Source organism: Limnobaculum allomyrinae (assembly GCF_016649425.1).
Classification (GTDB): Bacteria; Pseudomonadota; Gammaproteobacteria; order Enterobacterales; family Enterobacteriaceae; genus Limnobaculum; species Limnobaculum allomyrinae.
In genome coordinates this window covers 202167-219606 of record NZ_JADRCR010000001.1, presented here as the reverse complement: position 1 = coordinate 219606, position 17440 = coordinate 202167, and the positions used below count along the sequence as shown (strand labels likewise).

Here is a 17440-nt window from a genome sequence, read left to right as displayed (position 1 = left end):
CTACTGTTTAAGGGAACGTCATGACTGTAAAATTAATCGCCATCGATCTGGATGACACGCTGCTTCAGGATGATAAGAGCATCTCTCCCGCTGTAAAACAGGCGGTGAGTCAGGCGCAATCCCAGGGAGTTCATATTGTTTTAGCTTCAGGGCGACCTTATAGCGGTATGCAAGGATACATAAAGGAACTGGGTCTGGATAAATCGGGTTGTTACTGTATTTCCTATAACGGTGGATTAGTACAACATGCAGGCAGCGGTGAAGTGATTAAGCAAACCCTGTTAACCATTGATGATTATAACCATGTTAGTGCCCTGTCCTTGCATCTTAATATTCACTTTCATGCCTTAACTTATGATGCTCTCTATACGCCAAACCGGGATATCAGCACTTATACCGTACGGGAAGCCTTCCTCAGTCACGTTCCGTTAATCTACTGCCCAATCGACGAAATGAAAGCTGACCTGATGTTCCCTAAAATGATGTTTATTGATGAGCCAACGATTCTCGATGCGGCGATAGAAAACATCCCAGCCAGCTATCATGATAAATATACTCTGGTGAAAAGCTCACCTTTCTTTTTGGAAGTATTACATAAGGAAGTTGATAAAGGGGCGGCAGTCAAATTTTTGTCCCAACGGTTAAACATTCAGCAATCAGAAGTGATGTGCATTGGCGATCACCATAACGATCTTCCGATGATCAAGTTTGCTGGCATTGGGGTTGCCATGGGGAATGCCTCTGATGAAATTAAGCAACATGCTCAATTTGTCACCCGCACTAACCAGCAAGATGGCGTGGCGTTTGCCATTGAGAAATATTTAGCTTAATCATCAGGAATATTGTTCAGGGGAGATCGGGCATGATTTCCCCACATCCAATCAGTCAAAGACCGGCTGCCAGTATTCAGCGTGGTACGCCTCAAAACAGAGTGCAATTTGCTGTGCCGTGGTTTTATCTTCTGACAGTTCAGGCAGTTGCTCCTGACTAAACCAACCGCTTTCTATGGTTTCGCTGTTAGCAACAAAATGACCGCCAATCACTTCGCACTGAACAAAAACTTTGCAAATACCATAGGCATAAATTGGCGTGTTATGAAGATTACGATCCTGTAGCGCAATTAATCGGGTCGCAATAACGTCTAATCCCGCCTCTTCTTTCACCTCTTTTACCGTATTAGCCCGGATAGACTGATTCACATCCACCCATCCTCCCGGCAAAGACCACTCACCGCTATTTTCTTTGACTAATAATATTTTATCTTCGTCAAATATCGCCGCCCGACAGTCCAGTTTAGGGGTTTGAAAACCGGTTTCATTGCAGAATACACTACTGACATGGGCCATCGGTAGGCCGCTATATTGACTGACGATCTCCGCCGATAGCTGACGAATTCGTTCAAAACGCTCCCGATCGTAAACATCCTGCGAGTAATGACATCCTGTCTGACCAATAAACTGCAACTCAACGGCCCACTTTAGCCAGCGCATCTCATCTGATTCAGTTGATTTCTGTTTCAAAATCATAAAGATATCATCAGGTAAATTGAGGTAGTGATTGGCATAAATATGCTTTACTGAACGACAGCACCATAAAGCCAAAGCAAAATCTATCCCGGATTCTGACGCCAGACATGCACTTTCACCGGATGCGCCAATCCATAATGTCTTGGTTTTCTCTTTAACGGTTTGCGATAAATATCCAGCCATACCATTTTCTTTGTCATCAAAATACATAACTTCGGCGTATTGAGATAAAGCCGGATCCCGTTGAACATTTTCAGAACAGAGTAATCCCACCCGATAGTTTTGTTGTTTTAACTGTTGCAGGAGCAAGCCGGCATTATCGGGTAAGCATTCATAATCAAAAATAATATGGCTGTAATGCATAGTGACCTGATGAAGGAGTCTGGAGACTGAATAGCGTTATCGTAGCAGTATGATGAGGTATTTTACAGAAGGATAAAGGACGTTATCCGGCGCAATTTATGCCGCCGGATACTATTTTAGTTACAACGTCACTGCTATACCTGCTGCAAATGTTTCATATGAAACTCAAGATGTTGCTCAATAAAGCTGGCGATGAAATAGTAGCTGTGGTCATAGCCTTGTTGCATACGCAGGGTTAACGGGTAGTTTCTGTCGGCCGCAACCTGAACTAAACGTTCCGGCTGAAGTTGCTCACCAAGAAAACTGTCGTTATCCCCTTGATCCACTAACATCGGAATAGGTTTTCCCTGGTAGTTTTTTAGCAGTTCACAGGTATCCCATTGCTGCCAGCTTTGACGATCTTCGCCTAAATAAGTCTGGAATGCATTTTGTCCCCAGGGAACGTCCATTGGGTTGACGATAGGTGAAAACGCCGATACCGAACAAAAACGTTCCGGATTACGTAGTGCCATCACCAATGCGCCATGCCCGCCCATAGAGTGACCAGATATGGCTTGAGCACCGTTAAAACCTAGCTTATGACTTAACAGTTGAGAAAGCTCATCACATAAATAGTCATACATTCGGTAATGCTCAGCCCAGGGCTGCTGAGTGGCATTCAGATAGAATCCTGCTCCCTGACCTAAATCCCACTGGCCTACATCTGCCACAGCTTCCCCTCGGGGGCTGGTATCCGGCATCACTATCGCCATACCCAATCGGGCGGCAATGCGCTGTGCCCCCGCTTTGGTAGTGAAATTTTCATCGTTACAGGTTAACCCTGACAGCCACCATAACAGTGGCGGTGATGGATAACGAGATTGGTCAGGAACAAACAGGCTGAAAGTCATGGCGCAGCCAAGTGTGGATGAATAGTGGCGATAACGCCGCTGGTTGCCATCAAACACTTTGTGTTGCTCAATAAGCTCTACTTCATTCTGCATTTAAAGGCTCCTTTGATAAATTTGGCGATGCCGAAACAGAGCACAGCAATAAACCTGTGCTCCATCAAACTCATCACTATTTATCGCCAAAATGGATAACGGTACGAATAGACTTACCTTCATGCATCAGGTCAAACGCCTGATTAATCTCTTCCAGCGGTAAAGTATGGGTAATGAACGGATCGAGTTGAATATCCCCTTTCATCGCCTGTTCTACCATACCCGGTAATTGGCTGCGCCCTTTTACACCGCCAAAAGCAGAACCGCGCCATACGCGTCCGGTAACCAGTTGGAATGGTCGAGTGCGGATCTCCTGACCTGCGCCGGCTACGCCGATAATGACGCTTTCACCCCAACCCTTATGGCAACACTCTAGCGCTGAGCGCATCACATCAACATTACCGATACATTCGAAGCTGTAATCCACTCCGCCATCGGTCATTTCCACAATCACATCCTGAATTGGTTTATCGTAATCTTTAGGATTGATGCAGTCTGTCGCGCCCATCTCTTTAGCCAGTTTAAATTTGTCCTGATTGATATCAATAGCAATAATTCGGCCGGCCTTAGCCTGTACTGCCCCTTGAATCGCTGCCAGACCAATTCCCCCCAGACCAAAGATAGCCACCGTGTCTCCCGCCTTAACTTTCGCGGTATTATGAACAGCGCCAATGCCGGTAGTAACGCCGCAGCCTAACAGGCACACTTTCTCCAACGGTGCTTCAGGATTGATTTTTGCCAGCGAAATTTCCGCCACTACCGTGTATTCACTGAAGGTACTGGTACCCATATAGTGATATATAGGCTGACCATTATAAGAGAATCTGGTTGTGCCATCTGGCATTAGACCTTTCCCTTGTGTAGCTCTGACCGCCTGGCACAGGTTAGTTTTACCTGACTTACAGAACTTACACTCGCCGCATTCGGCGGTATATAACGGTATAACATGATCCCCGGGCTTCAATGACGTGACGCCGTCACCAACTTCAACCACGATACCACCACCTTCATGGCCTAATACCGCAGGGAAAACCCCTTCAGGATCGTCACCGGATAGCGTAAAAGCATCCGTATGGCACACACCGGTATGGGTGATACGCACTAATACTTCGCCTTTCTTTGGTGGAGCAACATCAATTTCAACGATCTGTAACGGTTTTCCGGCTTCAAAAGCTACGGCAGCACGAGATTTCATAGGGTTTCTCCATCAACATTTATTTAAAACTAGCGGCATCAGGCTAGTCAGGTAGAAATAGTTACTTCAGGTAGGAATGAATAAGAGTTGCAAGTTCATCAACTTTAGTGGATTGTGATTCGCCTGAAGGGAGTATATCCCGCAGTTCGTCACGCAGATGTGTCTCTAAAATATCGTTCATTAACCCATTAGCCGCACCACGAAATGAGGCTATTTGCTGTAGCAGCAGTTGGCACTCCTTACCGGATTCCAGCGCCTTTTCCAGCGCTTCCACCTGCCCTTTAATTTTACGTACCCGGGTGAGGATTCGTTTTTTATCTGCATCTAACTTTGGCATGGAATTGCTCTCTTTATAGTATAGGGGGGTATACTATATGAATATAATAATCAGAGCAAACCAGCAGATAATAATGACGAGATAAATAAAAGAAGTATCGACAGATAGTGGCCTGAACGCTCAGGCCACTATCTGGAGATTAAGCCAGATCTTCTAAACGACCATGCTTTTCATAGCGGGAAATGCGGATAATGCCATTATCATCATCAACAAACACCACCTTAGGCTGATGAGTCTTAGCCTCTTCCGGTGTGAGTTGGGCATAACACATAATGATCACTTTATCCCCTACTTGTACATGACGAGCCGCTGCGCCATTAAGACAAATCAGGCCACTGCCTCTTTTCCCTGAAATAGTATAGGTTTCAAATCGGCTACCATTATTGATATTCACAATCTGAACTTTTTCATATTCCAGAATGCCTGAAGCATCTAACAGATCCTGATCGACAGTAATGCTGCCGATATAGTCCAGTTCGGCCTGAATAACGGTTGCCCGATGGATCTTGCTTTTTAACATGGTTAATTCCATTGACCGCCTCTTATTTAAAAATCAAACACAAAGTTATCAATTAACCGCGTTTTACCAATGTAAACCGCCATGGCGCACAAAACGGAGGCATCAATACGTTCAACCGGTGTCAACTTGCTGGCATCAACAATAGAGACATAGTCAATTTTTGCCATCGGTTCCTGTAAAATGCAGCGCTCCATTTGGGAGATAATCTCCGCACACTGCTTTTCGCCCTGCTGCATTAACTTACGGCCCAGGTGAATCGCCCGATACAGGCAAAGTGCCGCCTGTCGCTGTTCTGCATCTAAATAGCTGTTGCGTGAACTTTTCGCCAAACCATCATGTTCACGAATAATTGGGGAGCCCACCACCTGAACATCAATATTCAAATCACTCACCATTTGGCGAATGACGGCCAGCTGCTGAGCATCCTTTTGTCCAAAATAGGCGCGATCGGGCTGAACAATATTGAAAAGTTTGCTCACCACCGTACAGACTCCGCGAAAATGGATTGGGCGACTGCGACCACACAACTCTTCTGTCAGGCCGGTCATATCAACAAAACTGCAAAAATCGGCTGAATACATCTCTTCCGCTTCCGGATGGAAAATCAGATCCACCCCTGCCTGTTGGCAGAGTAAGCTATCTTTATCAAGATCTCGCGGATAGCTGGCCAAATCTTCCGTTGGCCCAAACTGCATTGGATTCACAAAGATTGAGGTAACCACTTTGTCATTCTCTGCTTTTGCCTGAGTCATCAGACTCTGGTGGCCTTCATGCAGATATCCCATAGTAGGCACTAAGCCGACCTGCAACCCGGCCTTTTTCCAGGCTTTAACCGTTTCTCTTACTTGCTGAATGGTTTTGACTATCTGAACCAACGTTGTTTCTCCTGTTGATATACGTTATGTGCGGGAAAACTCACGCTGAAGTTTTGCCATAATTGCATCATCGATACGGAAAATATGCTCTTCTGCCGGAAAACTTCCTGACTTGATTTCGCGAATATAACTGTCAAAACCGGCTTTCATTTGCTCACCAACATTATTGAACTGTTTGGCAAATTTCGGCGCAATTCCACCATATAATCCCAACATATCCTGATAAACCAGCACCTGTCCATCGCATCCGGCTCCGGCACCAATTCCAATGGTTGGTATTGTCAGGCATTCTGAAATCAATGTAGCCAGCGTTGCCGGAACACACTCCAGTACCACCGCAAATGCCCCTGCTTGTTCCACGGCCAGCGCTGAATTGATAATTCTGCGTGCAGCTTCTTCATCACGTCCCTGCACTTTAAATCCACCAAAAGCATTAACCGATTGTGGCGTTAATCCTAAATGCCCCATCACTGGAATAGCTGCTTGAGTAATGGCTTTAATTTGTGGGCAAATCTCCTCGCCCCCTTCCAGTTTAACCGACTGAGCATGCCCCTCTTTTACCAGTCTGCCTGCGTTATACAACGCATCCTGTACAGAGATTTGATAGGACATAAATGGCATATCGGTTACCACTAACGCGCGTTTAGCCGCTCGGGCAACTGCTTTGCTGTGATGGATCATATCTTCCATCGTCACTGACAGTGTATCTTCATAGCCCAGCATAACCATACCCAGAGAATCCCCCACTAACAGGGCATTAATACCCGAATCATCCATCAGTTTAGCGGTTGAGAAATCATAGGCGGTTAACATGGTGATTTTGTCGCGACTGAGTTTTTGCTGTTGTAAGGTCACAACGGTATTTTTCACTGTTTTAACTCCGCTTCAATTAATGAGTAATCCCTGTCCGGATTCTTTTGTTTGGCTACCTTCAATAAAACCCGAGATAAACCAAGATAAATATCACGTTCCTGCTCACCCAACGCCTTAAGGTGTTGGCGAATAGTGGTTACATCACCTCTTTCCAGAGGCCCTGTTAATGCGTTGACCATGCCGGATGAGCAAATATTTTCAGCGTTACCAAGAAATAACGCATTCCAGGCTTTATCAGAAAATGTCCGATCAAAGCCACATTGCTGAAAAATATCGGAACTCATTTTAGTCAAACCAATCACTAAATTGCTAACCATAACAGAAGCTGCGTGATACAACGCTTTGTTTTCGGCACTCATAGTTCTTACTGAATTACCCAGCGACTCAATAAGCGTGGTTATTTCTATCAAATTAGTTTGGCTACCTTCAACGGTAAAATAAACCTCAGGTAAAGATTCAACAGAGTGAAACTTATCATGAATGGCATAAATGGGATGGATGGAATATCCGTAGGCGTTATATTGCTCAATACCATCAAAGACTGATGATGAGAGTGCTCCACTACAATGACAGATGTTTTTTCCTGCTATGGGATACGGCTTCAGTTCTTGCCAAAGTGTTGTGATAACCGTATCCGGTACGGTTAAAAACAGTGTGTCGCAAACCTGAAGTAAAGAGGAGATCTGACTGAAAAACTGACTACCGGTAAACTTCGCCGCATCCCGGGCATCTTGCGGGTTACGACTATAGTAGCCAACAACATTAATGCCCCTACTGGCAAAATATTTGCCCAAGGTAAAGCCGACTTTTCCGGCGCCAATAAACCCTATATTCAAAATTGCCCACCTGACAACTCATCTATTTGCAGGGTTATACCATAGCGTTAATTTTGCATTTCCGGTAGTAAATGCCAAAAGCGTGCAGGCATATGTTGGCGTTGCTGTCGCTTATTGATTCTTTCAGTAATCGTTATTGCTTTAAAATAGTTTCGCCACAACGTCTGGAATTGCTGTTCATCTTCCGCTAATAGCGTTGGATTAATTTTTCCGTCAATCAAAGTATTTTCATCTGGCAAGATGATTTCTTCAACTCGTTGCAAATTATAATAAAAACCATATCCACGCCGAATGTCATACAGTGCCCAATGTTGATCGGCAAAACGATCAATAAAGTGACGAAGCGCTAATGGCAATGTGTTGTAATCCGGAGCCACCGGAGCAAAGAAAATATTCTCTTTCGTTTTCTGAAAGCGCACAAACTCGATCAAATACATCGTATCTTTACTCACTTTTTTGGCCAGTTTTAGCATAGCCATCACATCTTCATCAGCAAAGTGTGTTTCTACCGAATGGGGTGAATCTATCACTTTACAGATATAACGAAATATCAAATGGTCGGCTTCTGGCAGTTCTGACTGCCATACGTGGTGAATGTGGTTCAACGCCTGCTTCGATAATTTCTTACGTAATGCCGCCCATACACGATCGGATTTATTCGCATCGGTGACCGTAGTGTGGACTCTCTCCATAAACATCGGCTCAATATCGCCTTCTGTCAGGAGCGTTTGGGGAAAATGCTTAATCTTGTAAGCGTCAAATACCACACTTAACAGGCCATCGAACGTTTTGTCATAATAAAAAATAGACATCATGTTCCCCTAATCGGCAAAACCGAATGAGAGTTGTTGTTGTGCAGGTGATGGCAGTGATGGCGTATCTCGCAAAACGCTTTTGACATATTCTGGTGTCGCTTCATGAATGGTGTAATGTGGTAGCTCATTATTGGTAATAAAATACTGTGCTCGTTTTAACACTACGCCAATTTTCTTTAATCCATTCAGATTCAATCGCCCATGTTTTCGGGCCACCATAATCATTTTTGCCGACTTAACGCCTACACCGGGTATGCGTAAGATTGTGGCGTAATCTGCTGTATTCACATCTACCGGAAATCGTTCCGGATGGCGAATTGCCCAGGCCAATTTAGGATCCATATCCAAATCAAGATAAGGGCTTTGGTCATCCAGAATTTCACTGGCGTTAAACTGATAGAAACGCATTAACCAATCCGCCTGATACAGTCGATTTTCCCGTTTCAGGCAAGGATCTTTCACTACCGGTAAACGTTTGTCATAGGTATTCACCGGGATATATCCGGAGTAATAGACGCGCTTCATGCTTTGACGCTGATACAACGCAGATGAAAGATGCAGAATATCTTTATCATTATCTTTAGCTGCACCTACAATGATTTGAGTACTTTGCCCTGCCGGTGCAAATCGTGGCGCTGAACGGAATTTACGTCGATCCTCCAGACTTTGCACCATACCCTGTTGAATATAGTGCATCGGCTTATATACGCTCTGGTGATCTTTTTCTGGCGCCAGTAATTTCAGATCCTGTTCCAGAGGGATCTCAAGATTCACACTCAGACGGTCGGCATACAACCCTGCCTGATGAACCAGTTCCTGACTTGCTCCCGGAATCGTTTTCATATGGATATAGCCATTAAAGTGGTGAACCGTACGTAAATCCTTCACCACCCGCAACATTTTCTCCATAGTATGATCCGGACTTTTTATCACACCAGAACTCAGAAACAACCCTTCAATATAGTTACGTCGATAGAATTCAATCGTTAGTTCTGCCAGTTCACCGGGCGTAAATGCTACCCGCTCAATATCGTTACTGCGGCGGTTAACACAGTAAGCACAATCAAACAGGCAAAAGTTAGTCAGCAATATTTTAAGCAATGAGACGCAACGGCCATCTTCAGTAAAACTGTGGCAAATTCCCCAACCGCTGGTACTACCTGTCATTCCCGCTTTGTTACGTCGCGTGGTTCCACTGGACGAACAGGAGACATCATATTTCGCTGACTCCGCCAAAATGGTCAGCTTGTGAAGTACACTCTCTTTCATGTTGCTCTCCGGCGTTATCATTTACCATTAAAATACTGTATAAATATACAGTCATCAATATTTGATAATTACCAAAACAGCAGAGATCAGCGAGAAAAGTAACAACATGAATCTAATCAAAATGATAAAAGAACCTGATGCTTTAGTTTTTATACCTTAGGCTAACGATATAGCCATCATTGGGAGAGACTGGTGTGGCGGTCGTAACCGCTTTAGCGGTCAGATAAACAAAGCATGTTTGAACAACGTTAGCGCTGGCTCGCAGGGTGAAATACCATAAGTTATCTCATAACGCCCCGTAGTCCGACAGGCTCGATATACTCCAATGCCAAGTACTGATTATTTTCCGACCGGGCACATCATCAATATATGCACGATGCCATTAGGGTCGAAATATTCTCAACAGCTGATTTATCAACAATTCAACAAAATATAGGTGATGAGCCATCATCCGACAGCTCATCACAGGATGTGAACGGCCTTACCTAACGATAAGCACCGATGTAGTGGCATAGCGAACAATGCTGGAAGCATTAGATCCTAATAAGTGCGTTTTTATATTAGGTCGTTTAGAGCCGATAACAATTAAATCCGCACCGATCTGCCCTGTAACTTCGACAATCTCGTCTCTGACAGAGCCAAAGCTCATTGAATAAGAGACGCGATCTTTAGGCAAGTCGATAGTGGCTGCAATTTCTTCCAGCTTTTTTTGGGCCTTAACCGCTGCTTTATCTTGCAGCTCCATATAGCCTAACTCGTAGGAATTGATGATGGTTGTTGACATGGGGAATACATGAAGCAGCCGGATTTTAGCATCTGACTGTTTCGCCAAATACACCGCATATTCCAATGCTTTGCGGGTTAATTCGTCTTCCATGATATCTACGGGTACTAAAATAGATTTGTACATGTTGCACGCTCCTATTTTTGTATACCTGGATCATCTCTTTAATTATATCGGAGAAATGACAATCTGTTGTGATCTGGTTAACTTATTGAACTATCGATAGATGAAATTAATTTGTATGAAAAATGAGCTTGTCAGGAAATGCTTTAAAATAAGCATCATTAATATCTGAATGTAACCCATAGCGCATTCACAGAGCACCATCGGTATTTCCGGCCATACAGTGATAAACCTCTCACTTTTTATGACTAAATAAAAAAATTAATCAAACCGGGTTGTGCATGTTTCTTCACTGTGCTTTTATTAACGGTACTGACATTTTATATATTGAAAAGGTAAACCCTGTGATGCCATCTCAATTCACTTCGACTCTCCTCCTTACCGCGCAACCTGCCGCGGTGGTCGTCGTGCGTGTGGTGGTGGTCGTCGGCAGTGCGCCGTAACGGGTCCTAATCAACGTAACGATTTCGAAACCCCGCCGGCGCAAACCGGGCGGGGTTTCTGCTTTATAGACTCCCTGCCCCGAATGCCCGGCCTAACGTAAAGGAAAAAATTATGGCCACTTCGGGTATGCCACATCAACGAACCCGTTTTACGGGTGCTGAATTAATTGTTTATTTACTGGAACGTCAAGGGATCAAGACGGTCGCAGGCATTCCTGGAGGCGCAGCATTACCACTGTATGATGCATTGGGGCAAAGTACCATTATTCATCACGTGCTGGCGCGTCATGAACAAGGCGCCGGCTTTATTGCTCAGGGTATGGCTCGTTCTACCGGCAAAGCCGCCGTTTGTATCTCATCCAGCGGCCCTGGTGCCACTAATCTGGTAACCGCTATTGCTGATGCCAAATTGGATTCAGTCCCACTGGTTTGTATTACCGGTCAGGTTGCTTCCAGCATGATCGGTACCGATGCTTTTCAGGAAGTCGATACCTATGGTATTTCGATTCCCATCACTAAGCATAACTATCTGGTACGGGATATCAGTGAACTGCCAAAGATTATGTGTGATGCATTTCGTATTGCCGAATCGGGTCGTCCTGGCCCGGTATGGATTGATATCCCTAAAGACGTTCAAACTGCCACTATCGAGCTGAGCGAGTTGCCACCTATTCCGGTACCCGACCAGCCACCAATGTTTGATACTGCTCTGGTGACACAAGCCGCAGAAATGATTAATCAGGCTAAGCGTCCGGTGTTGTATCTGGGAGGCGGGATCATTTGTGCGGATGCCCATAAACTGGCAATAGAGCTGGCTGAACGGGCTAATTTACCAACGACCATGACCTTAATGGCGCTGGGAACCCTGCCCGCAGAGCATCCATTATCTTTAGGTATGTTGGGAATGCATGCCAATCGCAGCACTAATCTGATTTTACAAGAGTCTGACCTATTGATTGTTATGGGCGCACGTTTTGACGATCGCGCTATCGGTAAAGCTGAACAGTTCTGCCCTAATGCAAAAATCATTCATGTGGATATCGACCGTGCTGAACTGAGTAAAATTCGCCAACCACAAATTGCCATTCATGCAGATGTCGGCCAGGTTTTGCAGCAGTTATTACCTCAAATTACTGCGCAGCCTCATACTGAATGGATTGAAACCGTTAATCAGTTCCGTCAACAATATCCGATCCAGATGCCGGATGCGGATAACCCATTAAGCCATTATGGACTGGTACTGGCTGCCGCCCGTGCAGTAGATTGTGAAGCCGTTATCACTACCGATGTGGGCCAACATCAAATGTGGGTTGCGCAGGCTTATCCCCTGTGTCGCCATCGTCAATGGCTAACCTCCGGTGGTTTAGGCACCATGGGATTTGGTTTACCGGCTGCGATTGGTGCTGCACTGGCGGATCGTAATCGTAAGGTTTTATGCTTCTCTGGTGATGGTAGTCTGATGATGAATATTCAGGAAATGGCAACGGCGGTTGAGCATAATCTGGATGTGAAAATTATTCTAATGAACAATCAGGCTCTGGGGTTAGTTCACCAACAGCAAACGCTGTTTTATCAAGAGCGTATTTTTGCTGCGGCTTACCCTTATCGTACTGACTTTATTAAAATTGCCGCTGGCTTTGGTATGGATACCTGCGATCTGAACGCGGAGCAAGATCCGGAAAGCGCACTGGCAGAGGCTATTCGCCGCCCAGGCCCCTGCCTGATTCACGCATTGATCGATATTAACCAAAAAGTTTTTCCGATGGTGCCACCGGGTGCCGCTAACATCGAAATGGTTGGAGCTTAATTATGTCTACAGAACAGTCTCAACAACATCAAATTGCCTTAGAGCTCATTGTTCGCAACCACCCGGGCGTTATGTCACATATTTGTGGCCTGTTTGCCCGCCGGGCATTTAACGTAGAAGGCATTCTCTGTATGCCATTAAAAGGCGATGCACAAAGCCGTATCTGGCTATTAGTGCAGAAAGATCAACGCCTGTCTCAGATGGTCAGTCAGGTAGAAAAACTGGAAGACGTACAACAGGTCAAATACAGTGAAGATCTACGCGTCTTTGATCAATTAAGAAACTTTATACAATAAAGTCACATTTTTCTGTGAGGGTAACTTAAATTACCCTCACAGGAATATTAAACCTGACTCCGGTTGCATAATAATTATCCCGGCAGACCACAGAGTTTATACAAGTCCATTGAGTTCTTAAGGTTTAATTTGTACATAATATTATATCGATGAACACTCACTGTTTTTACACTGATATTAATTTTATCACCAATATCCTTATTACTCATACCCTGAGAGATATATTGAAATATCTCATATTCTCTTTTAGATAATGAATCGATTTTTTTAACTTCATCATCATATAGATTATATTTAGGAATACACTGAAACCCATCAATAACCGTAATGAAATAATTAACTCAGGTTATTGATTAACTGATTAATTGGTCGCTATTAACGATTAATATTTTTGTTATCACTAAGTTATAGAATTAAAACGCCTTTTTATTTCATTTCAAACGGCGTATTATCCGCGCAGTTCACTATTTGAAACGATTCACTTTATGCGATCTCTCCCTGCCTCTTTAAAACAAATGACGGATATCACGTCGCTGGCTTTTCTGTTTATTGCCTTTTTAACTGGTATTGCCGGTGCATTACAGACGCCAACCCTGAGTCTGTTTTTAACCACAGAGGTACAAACTCGCCCTGTTCTGGTCGGCCTGTTTTATACCGGTAGCGCTATCATTGGCATTATTATCAGTCAGATGATCGCCAGCTATTCGGATAAATCCGGCGATCGCAAAATGCTGATTATTCGCTGTTGTTTGTTCGGCGCATTAGGCTGCATATTGTATGCTTTTAATCGCAATTACTTTCTGCTGCTGACGGTTGGTGTGGTGCTATCCACTTTTGGCTCAACGGCGACACCACAGTTATTTGCTCTGGCCAGAGAACATGCAGATAAAACCGGCCGTGAAGCGGTGATGTTTAGCTCCATTTTACGGGCGCAGATATCGCTAGCTTGGGTAATTGGTCCACCATTGGCTTTCGCACTGGCTCTGGGATTTGGTTTTAAAACCATGTATTTCTCTGCGGCTATCGCATTTGTACTATGCTCTGTCGTCGTTTGGTATGCCTTACCTTCCATGCCCAAGGTGAAACAGACAACGAATACTCCCATTCAGGCACCTCGACAGAACCGTCAGGCGGTGCTGCTGCTATTTATTGTTAGTTCTCTGATGTGGACCTGTAACGGCATGTATATCATTAATATGCCGCTCTATCTGATTAGCGAACTACAACTGCCTGAGAAACTGGCTGGGGTAATGATGGGAACCGCTGCCGGTTTAGAGATTCCGGTCATGCTGATAGCGGGTTACTACGCCCAACGATTGGGTAAACGTAGACTCATGCATTACGCTATTGTTGCCGGATTACTGTTCTATATCGGGCTATTCTTTTTTACTTCGCCCTGGATATTGCTGGTTCTGCAACTATTGAATGCCATTTTTATTGGTATTCTGGCGGGTATTGGTATGCTCTATTTTCAGGATCTGATGCCGGGTCAGGCCGGAGCCGCCACAACCTTGTTTACAAATACCGTTAGGGTTGGCTGGATTGTCGCAGGTTCACTGGCGGGTACCGTTGCAGAGTTATGGAGTTTCCACTCGGTATTCTATATTGCTGCGGCTATGTGTCTGGTAGCGACACTGTGTTTGTTAAAGATTAAAGTCGCGTAATCTTCTGATTATCTCACCGACGAGATACACCAGTATCCTGATAAAAGATACTGGTGATGTTCATTACCACAGTTAAATAATCCCGCCATTTACTCTCAGCGTCTGCCCATTAACCCATGCCCCATCTGGCCCGGCTAAATATGATACAGCTGAGGCTATATCTTCTGGTTGCCCCAAACGTTCCAACGGTGCCAGATGCGCTAATTTCTCAACCAACTCCGGGGATTTACCATTCAAGAATAGTTCGGTCGCCGTTGGTCCCGGAGCAATGCTATTCACCGTAATATTACGGCCTCGCATCTCTTTAGCCATTACGCTGGTTAATGCCTCAACCCCTGCTTTCGTGGCGGCATACATGCTATAACCTGGCTGTAATAAACCAACTACCGATGAAGAAAAATTGATAATTCTGCCGCCGTGTTTTAGTCGTTTTGCCGCTTCTCGCGAAGTGTAGAATGTTCCTTTCAAATTAATATCCAGCAACCGGTCTACATCAGCATCGTTCATCTCTTCAACGGTTGCCAGCGCCATCACGCCGGCATTATTAACCAGTATATCGATGCCACCGAAGGCTGATTCTGCCTCATCAAACAGGCGTTTAACCGAGCTGGCATCACTGATATCCGCCTGAATGGCGATAGCCTGCGCTCCCGCTAATTGCAGTTGATGAACTAACTCATCCGCCATAACTTGATTACCGGCATAGTTGATGACGACAGAAAATCCATCAGATGCTAATCGTTCTGCGATGGCTGCACCAATTCCCCGGGATGCTCCGGTAATTAGAGCGACTTTATTTATAGCGTGTTGCTTCATAATTTTGTCCCACCTGATTGGTTTGTTTAATCTTATGGCTATGATTTATTTTAGCCTATCGTCGACACGATATTAACGTGTAGAAAATTAATTGTTTTTATTTCATATAAGTAGCAGATATAAATGCCAGAACGCAGATGATAATAAGAATCATTTTACCTTATTCATTGATATTATTGAGTTATTTATTCTTGGCTATCCTGAGAACGAGTGTTAAACTGCCTGCCGTCATTGGGGAGTAGCCGGTTTTTGTTAACACAACAAAAGCGCCTGTATCAACATACTCGCATGAACTACATAGGTTCAGCGTGGTGCAGGCAACCGTCAGGTAGGCGAGACCATAGACATATTGCACACACTGTAGGTTGGGAGGTGTGCAATATGTATATGAGGAGCCCCGGCCGGAGAAACTAACAGTGAACATTTCTGCAACACTTATCCTTGCTTTTGGTATGTCTATGGACGCTTTTGCAGCTTCCGTAGGTAAAGGCGCAATTCTGCACAAACCTCGTTTCAGAGAAGCATTCCGCACAGGACTCATCTTTGGCTGCATCGAAGCTATTACACCATTAATTGGTTGGGGGATTGGGCTGGTTGCTGGTCAATATATTACCGAATGGGATCATTGGGTTGCCTTCACCCTCCTGTTCATTCTGGGATGTCGCATGATTGTTGAAGGCTTCAAACAACCGGAAGCCGATGCGCCAAAACTACGCCGTCACTCCTTTTTAATCCTTGTTACTACCGCTTTTGCTACCAGTCTGGATGCTATGGCGGTTGGCGTTGGTCTTGCCCTGCTACAGGTGAATATTATTCATACTGCAATGGCCATTGGCCTGGCGACGATGATTATGGCAACGCTGGGAATGATGCTGGGTCGTTTTATCGGCCCTATTCTTGGTAAACGTGCCGAAATTATTGGTGGAATAATCCTGATTGGTATTGGTATTAATATCTTATTTGAACATTTGGAATGGGCTGCTTAACGCTCAACCTGACAGCAATTATCGCCCATCCACACATGGGCGATATTAACGGCCGTTAGCGATTCCCGCCGATTTATCCTGATATATATGCCGTTATCTATCTTTTATTCACTACTCTATCTGTTCTGCATCGGCTCTGGCTTGATTCAATATTGCTTTCGCTATCCATTGTGTTACCGCCTGAACATCATCATTTTCTAACTGCCAGATATCTTTCAAGACCATAAATACTTCGGAACCATAAATAACCGACAAGGCGTGGTTTACCTTTTCTACCAGTTCCGCAGGCAGCTCATCATTAAGTGGTGCTGTAACCTGCTTAAGGATCTGTTTACGATGACCTCTGACCAATTTTTCTCGTTTAGTGGTTACGTCTACTGCATCATCCGCTTCTGATTTAAACAATGAAGCCCGTTCTTCAGCCCACTGTTGTAAAGATAGCAATAATGCTGCACGTAATGCACCTTCATGCTTAAACATTTGCGGATAGGCAAAACTCAATAACTCATTAACCCGTTCTTCAACTCTGGTTTGCTCTGGCTGCCATAAAATGATGGGCTTAAGACTTTCATCCACTACGGCAGAAATCAGGTCACTTTGAGTTGGGAAATAGCGATAGGCCGTTGCTCTGGAAACCTGCGCTTCTGTGGCTAATTCTGTTACGGTGGGAAAAGCGCCTTTTTCAAATAATTTCATCGCCTGCTTAATCAGAAGATTATATTTTCTTCTTTTTAAGTTGGTCAGTTCACGTTCTTCAATACCAGATTCCATTTATTGCCTCTGTTTTGTATTAAAAGCCTTGTTCTAAATATAGTATCAAAATATTTCAATAATAAAGATAAATTAATGACATTGAATAACTTTAATAATTTCAATGAGTAAATATCTATCAGGTAACGAATTCAAGGAACATTTTTTCCCTTATAACA

The 17440-nt window shown here is 44.3% G+C and carries 20 protein-coding genes and 1 riboswitch; of the genes, 6 read left to right on the top strand and 14 right to left on the bottom strand.

Annotated elements, in window-relative coordinates; all coding sequences use genetic code 11:
- Positions 1–20 precede the first annotated feature (20 nt).
- Positions 21–830 (top strand): sugar-phosphatase, encoded by an 810-nt coding sequence (yidA, locus tag I2494_RS00910; protein ID WP_218465834.1) that lies wholly within the window; start codon positions 21–23, stop codon positions 828–830.
- Between the two features lie 51 nt (positions 831–881).
- Here yidA and I2494_RS00905 read toward each other — a convergent pair whose 3' ends face one another.
- From I2494_RS00905 to I2494_RS00855, 11 genes are all read right to left on the bottom strand, one after another.
- A complete protein-coding gene (locus tag I2494_RS00905; RefSeq protein ID WP_218465835.1) occupies positions 882–1889 on the bottom strand; it encodes an NUDIX hydrolase N-terminal domain-containing protein in 1008 nt (335 codons plus the stop codon).
- A gap of 134 nt (positions 1890–2023) precedes the next feature.
- Complete coding sequence (fghA, locus tag I2494_RS00900; protein ID WP_218465836.1) at positions 2024–2872, bottom strand: S-formylglutathione hydrolase; 849 nt, start codon at positions 2870–2872, stop codon at positions 2024–2026.
- Positions 2873–2948: 76 nt separating this feature from the next.
- Positions 2949–4067, bottom strand: coding sequence for an S-(hydroxymethyl)glutathione dehydrogenase/class III alcohol dehydrogenase (locus tag I2494_RS00895; RefSeq protein WP_218465837.1), 1119 nt, complete (start codon positions 4065–4067; stop codon positions 2949–2951).
- A gap of 61 nt (positions 4068–4128) precedes the next feature.
- The gene (locus I2494_RS00890; protein ID WP_218465838.1) at positions 4129–4404 is read right to left on the bottom strand and encodes a metal/formaldehyde-sensitive transcriptional repressor; all 276 of its coding nucleotides are present in this window, start codon (positions 4402–4404) and stop codon (positions 4129–4131) included.
- Positions 4405–4543: 139 nt separating this feature from the next.
- A complete protein-coding gene (panD, locus tag I2494_RS00885) occupies positions 4544–4936 on the bottom strand; it encodes an aspartate 1-decarboxylase (protein WP_218465839.1) in 393 nt (130 codons plus the stop codon).
- Positions 4937–4950: 14 nt separating this feature from the next.
- The gene (panC, locus tag I2494_RS00880) at positions 4951–5799 is read right to left on the bottom strand and encodes a pantoate--beta-alanine ligase (RefSeq protein WP_218465840.1); all 849 of its coding nucleotides are present in this window, start codon (positions 5797–5799) and stop codon (positions 4951–4953) included.
- A gap of 24 nt (positions 5800–5823) precedes the next feature.
- On the bottom strand, positions 5824–6669 hold the full coding sequence (panB, locus tag I2494_RS00875; protein WP_218465841.1) for a 3-methyl-2-oxobutanoate hydroxymethyltransferase: 846 nt from the start codon (positions 6667–6669) through the stop codon (positions 5824–5826).
- Positions 6666–7508: a Rossmann-like and DUF2520 domain-containing protein gene (locus tag I2494_RS00870; protein WP_218465842.1), complete on the bottom strand. Its 843-nt coding sequence runs from the start codon at positions 7506–7508 to the stop codon at positions 6666–6668. The genes panB and I2494_RS00870 overlap by 4 nt, the downstream gene beginning before the upstream one ends.
- 47 nt (positions 7509–7555) lie before the next feature.
- Complete coding sequence (locus I2494_RS00865; protein ID WP_218466031.1) at positions 7556–8320, bottom strand: TIGR03915 family putative DNA repair protein; 765 nt, start codon at positions 8318–8320, stop codon at positions 7556–7558.
- 9 nt (positions 8321–8329) lie between these two features.
- Entirely contained in the window at positions 8330–9592 is a 1263-nt protein-coding gene (locus tag I2494_RS00860) for a putative DNA modification/repair radical SAM protein (RefSeq protein ID WP_218465843.1), read from the bottom strand.
- A gap of 481 nt (positions 9593–10073) precedes the next feature.
- Complete coding sequence (locus I2494_RS00855; protein ID WP_218465844.1) at positions 10074–10502, bottom strand: universal stress protein; 429 nt, start codon at positions 10500–10502, stop codon at positions 10074–10076.
- A gap of 344 nt (positions 10503–10846) precedes the next feature.
- Here I2494_RS00855 and ivbL point away from each other — a divergent pair, with 344 nt between their 5' ends.
- From ivbL to ilvN, 3 genes are all read left to right on the top strand, one after another.
- Positions 10847–10942, top strand: coding sequence for an ilvB operon leader peptide IvbL (gene ivbL / locus I2494_RS00850; RefSeq protein ID WP_108899406.1), 96 nt, complete (start codon positions 10847–10849; stop codon positions 10940–10942).
- 112 nt (positions 10943–11054) lie between these two features.
- A complete protein-coding gene (gene ilvB, locus I2494_RS00845; protein WP_218465845.1) occupies positions 11055–12749 on the top strand; it encodes an acetolactate synthase large subunit in 1695 nt (564 codons plus the stop codon).
- Positions 12750–12751: 2 nt separating this feature from the next.
- Positions 12752–13045 (top strand): acetolactate synthase small subunit, encoded by a 294-nt coding sequence (gene ilvN / locus I2494_RS00840; protein WP_108899404.1) that lies wholly within the window; start codon positions 12752–12754, stop codon positions 13043–13045.
- A 74-nt stretch (positions 13046–13119) separates the two neighbouring features.
- Here ilvN and I2494_RS20650 read toward each other — a convergent pair whose 3' ends face one another.
- Positions 13120–13308: a response regulator transcription factor gene (locus I2494_RS20650; RefSeq protein WP_407657847.1), complete on the bottom strand. Its 189-nt coding sequence runs from the start codon at positions 13306–13308 to the stop codon at positions 13120–13122.
- A 222-nt stretch (positions 13309–13530) separates the two neighbouring features.
- On the opposite strand from I2494_RS20650, the gene I2494_RS00835 reads away from it, so the two are divergent.
- Complete coding sequence (locus tag I2494_RS00835; RefSeq protein ID WP_218465846.1) at positions 13531–14709, top strand: sugar efflux transporter; 1179 nt, start codon at positions 13531–13533, stop codon at positions 14707–14709.
- A 72-nt stretch (positions 14710–14781) separates the two neighbouring features.
- Here the strand turns inward: I2494_RS00835 and I2494_RS00830 are convergent, their stop codons facing one another.
- Positions 14782–15525, bottom strand: a complete 744-nt coding sequence (locus I2494_RS00830) for an SDR family oxidoreductase (RefSeq protein WP_218465847.1) — start codon at positions 15523–15525, stop codon at positions 14782–14784.
- 221 nt (positions 15526–15746) lie between these two features.
- A riboswitch (yybP-ykoY riboswitch) is annotated at positions 15747–15932 on the top strand.
- Between the two features lie 9 nt (positions 15933–15941).
- On the opposite strand from I2494_RS00830, the gene mntP reads away from it, so the two are divergent.
- Positions 15942–16511 (top strand): manganese efflux pump MntP, encoded by a 570-nt coding sequence (gene mntP / locus I2494_RS00825; RefSeq protein WP_218465848.1) that lies wholly within the window; start codon positions 15942–15944, stop codon positions 16509–16511.
- Positions 16512–16622: 111 nt separating this feature from the next.
- Here mntP and I2494_RS00820 read toward each other — a convergent pair whose 3' ends face one another.
- On the bottom strand, positions 16623–17282 hold the full coding sequence (locus tag I2494_RS00820; RefSeq protein WP_218465849.1) for a helix-turn-helix domain-containing protein: 660 nt from the start codon (positions 17280–17282) through the stop codon (positions 16623–16625).
- Between the last annotated feature and the right edge of the window lie 158 nt (positions 17283–17440).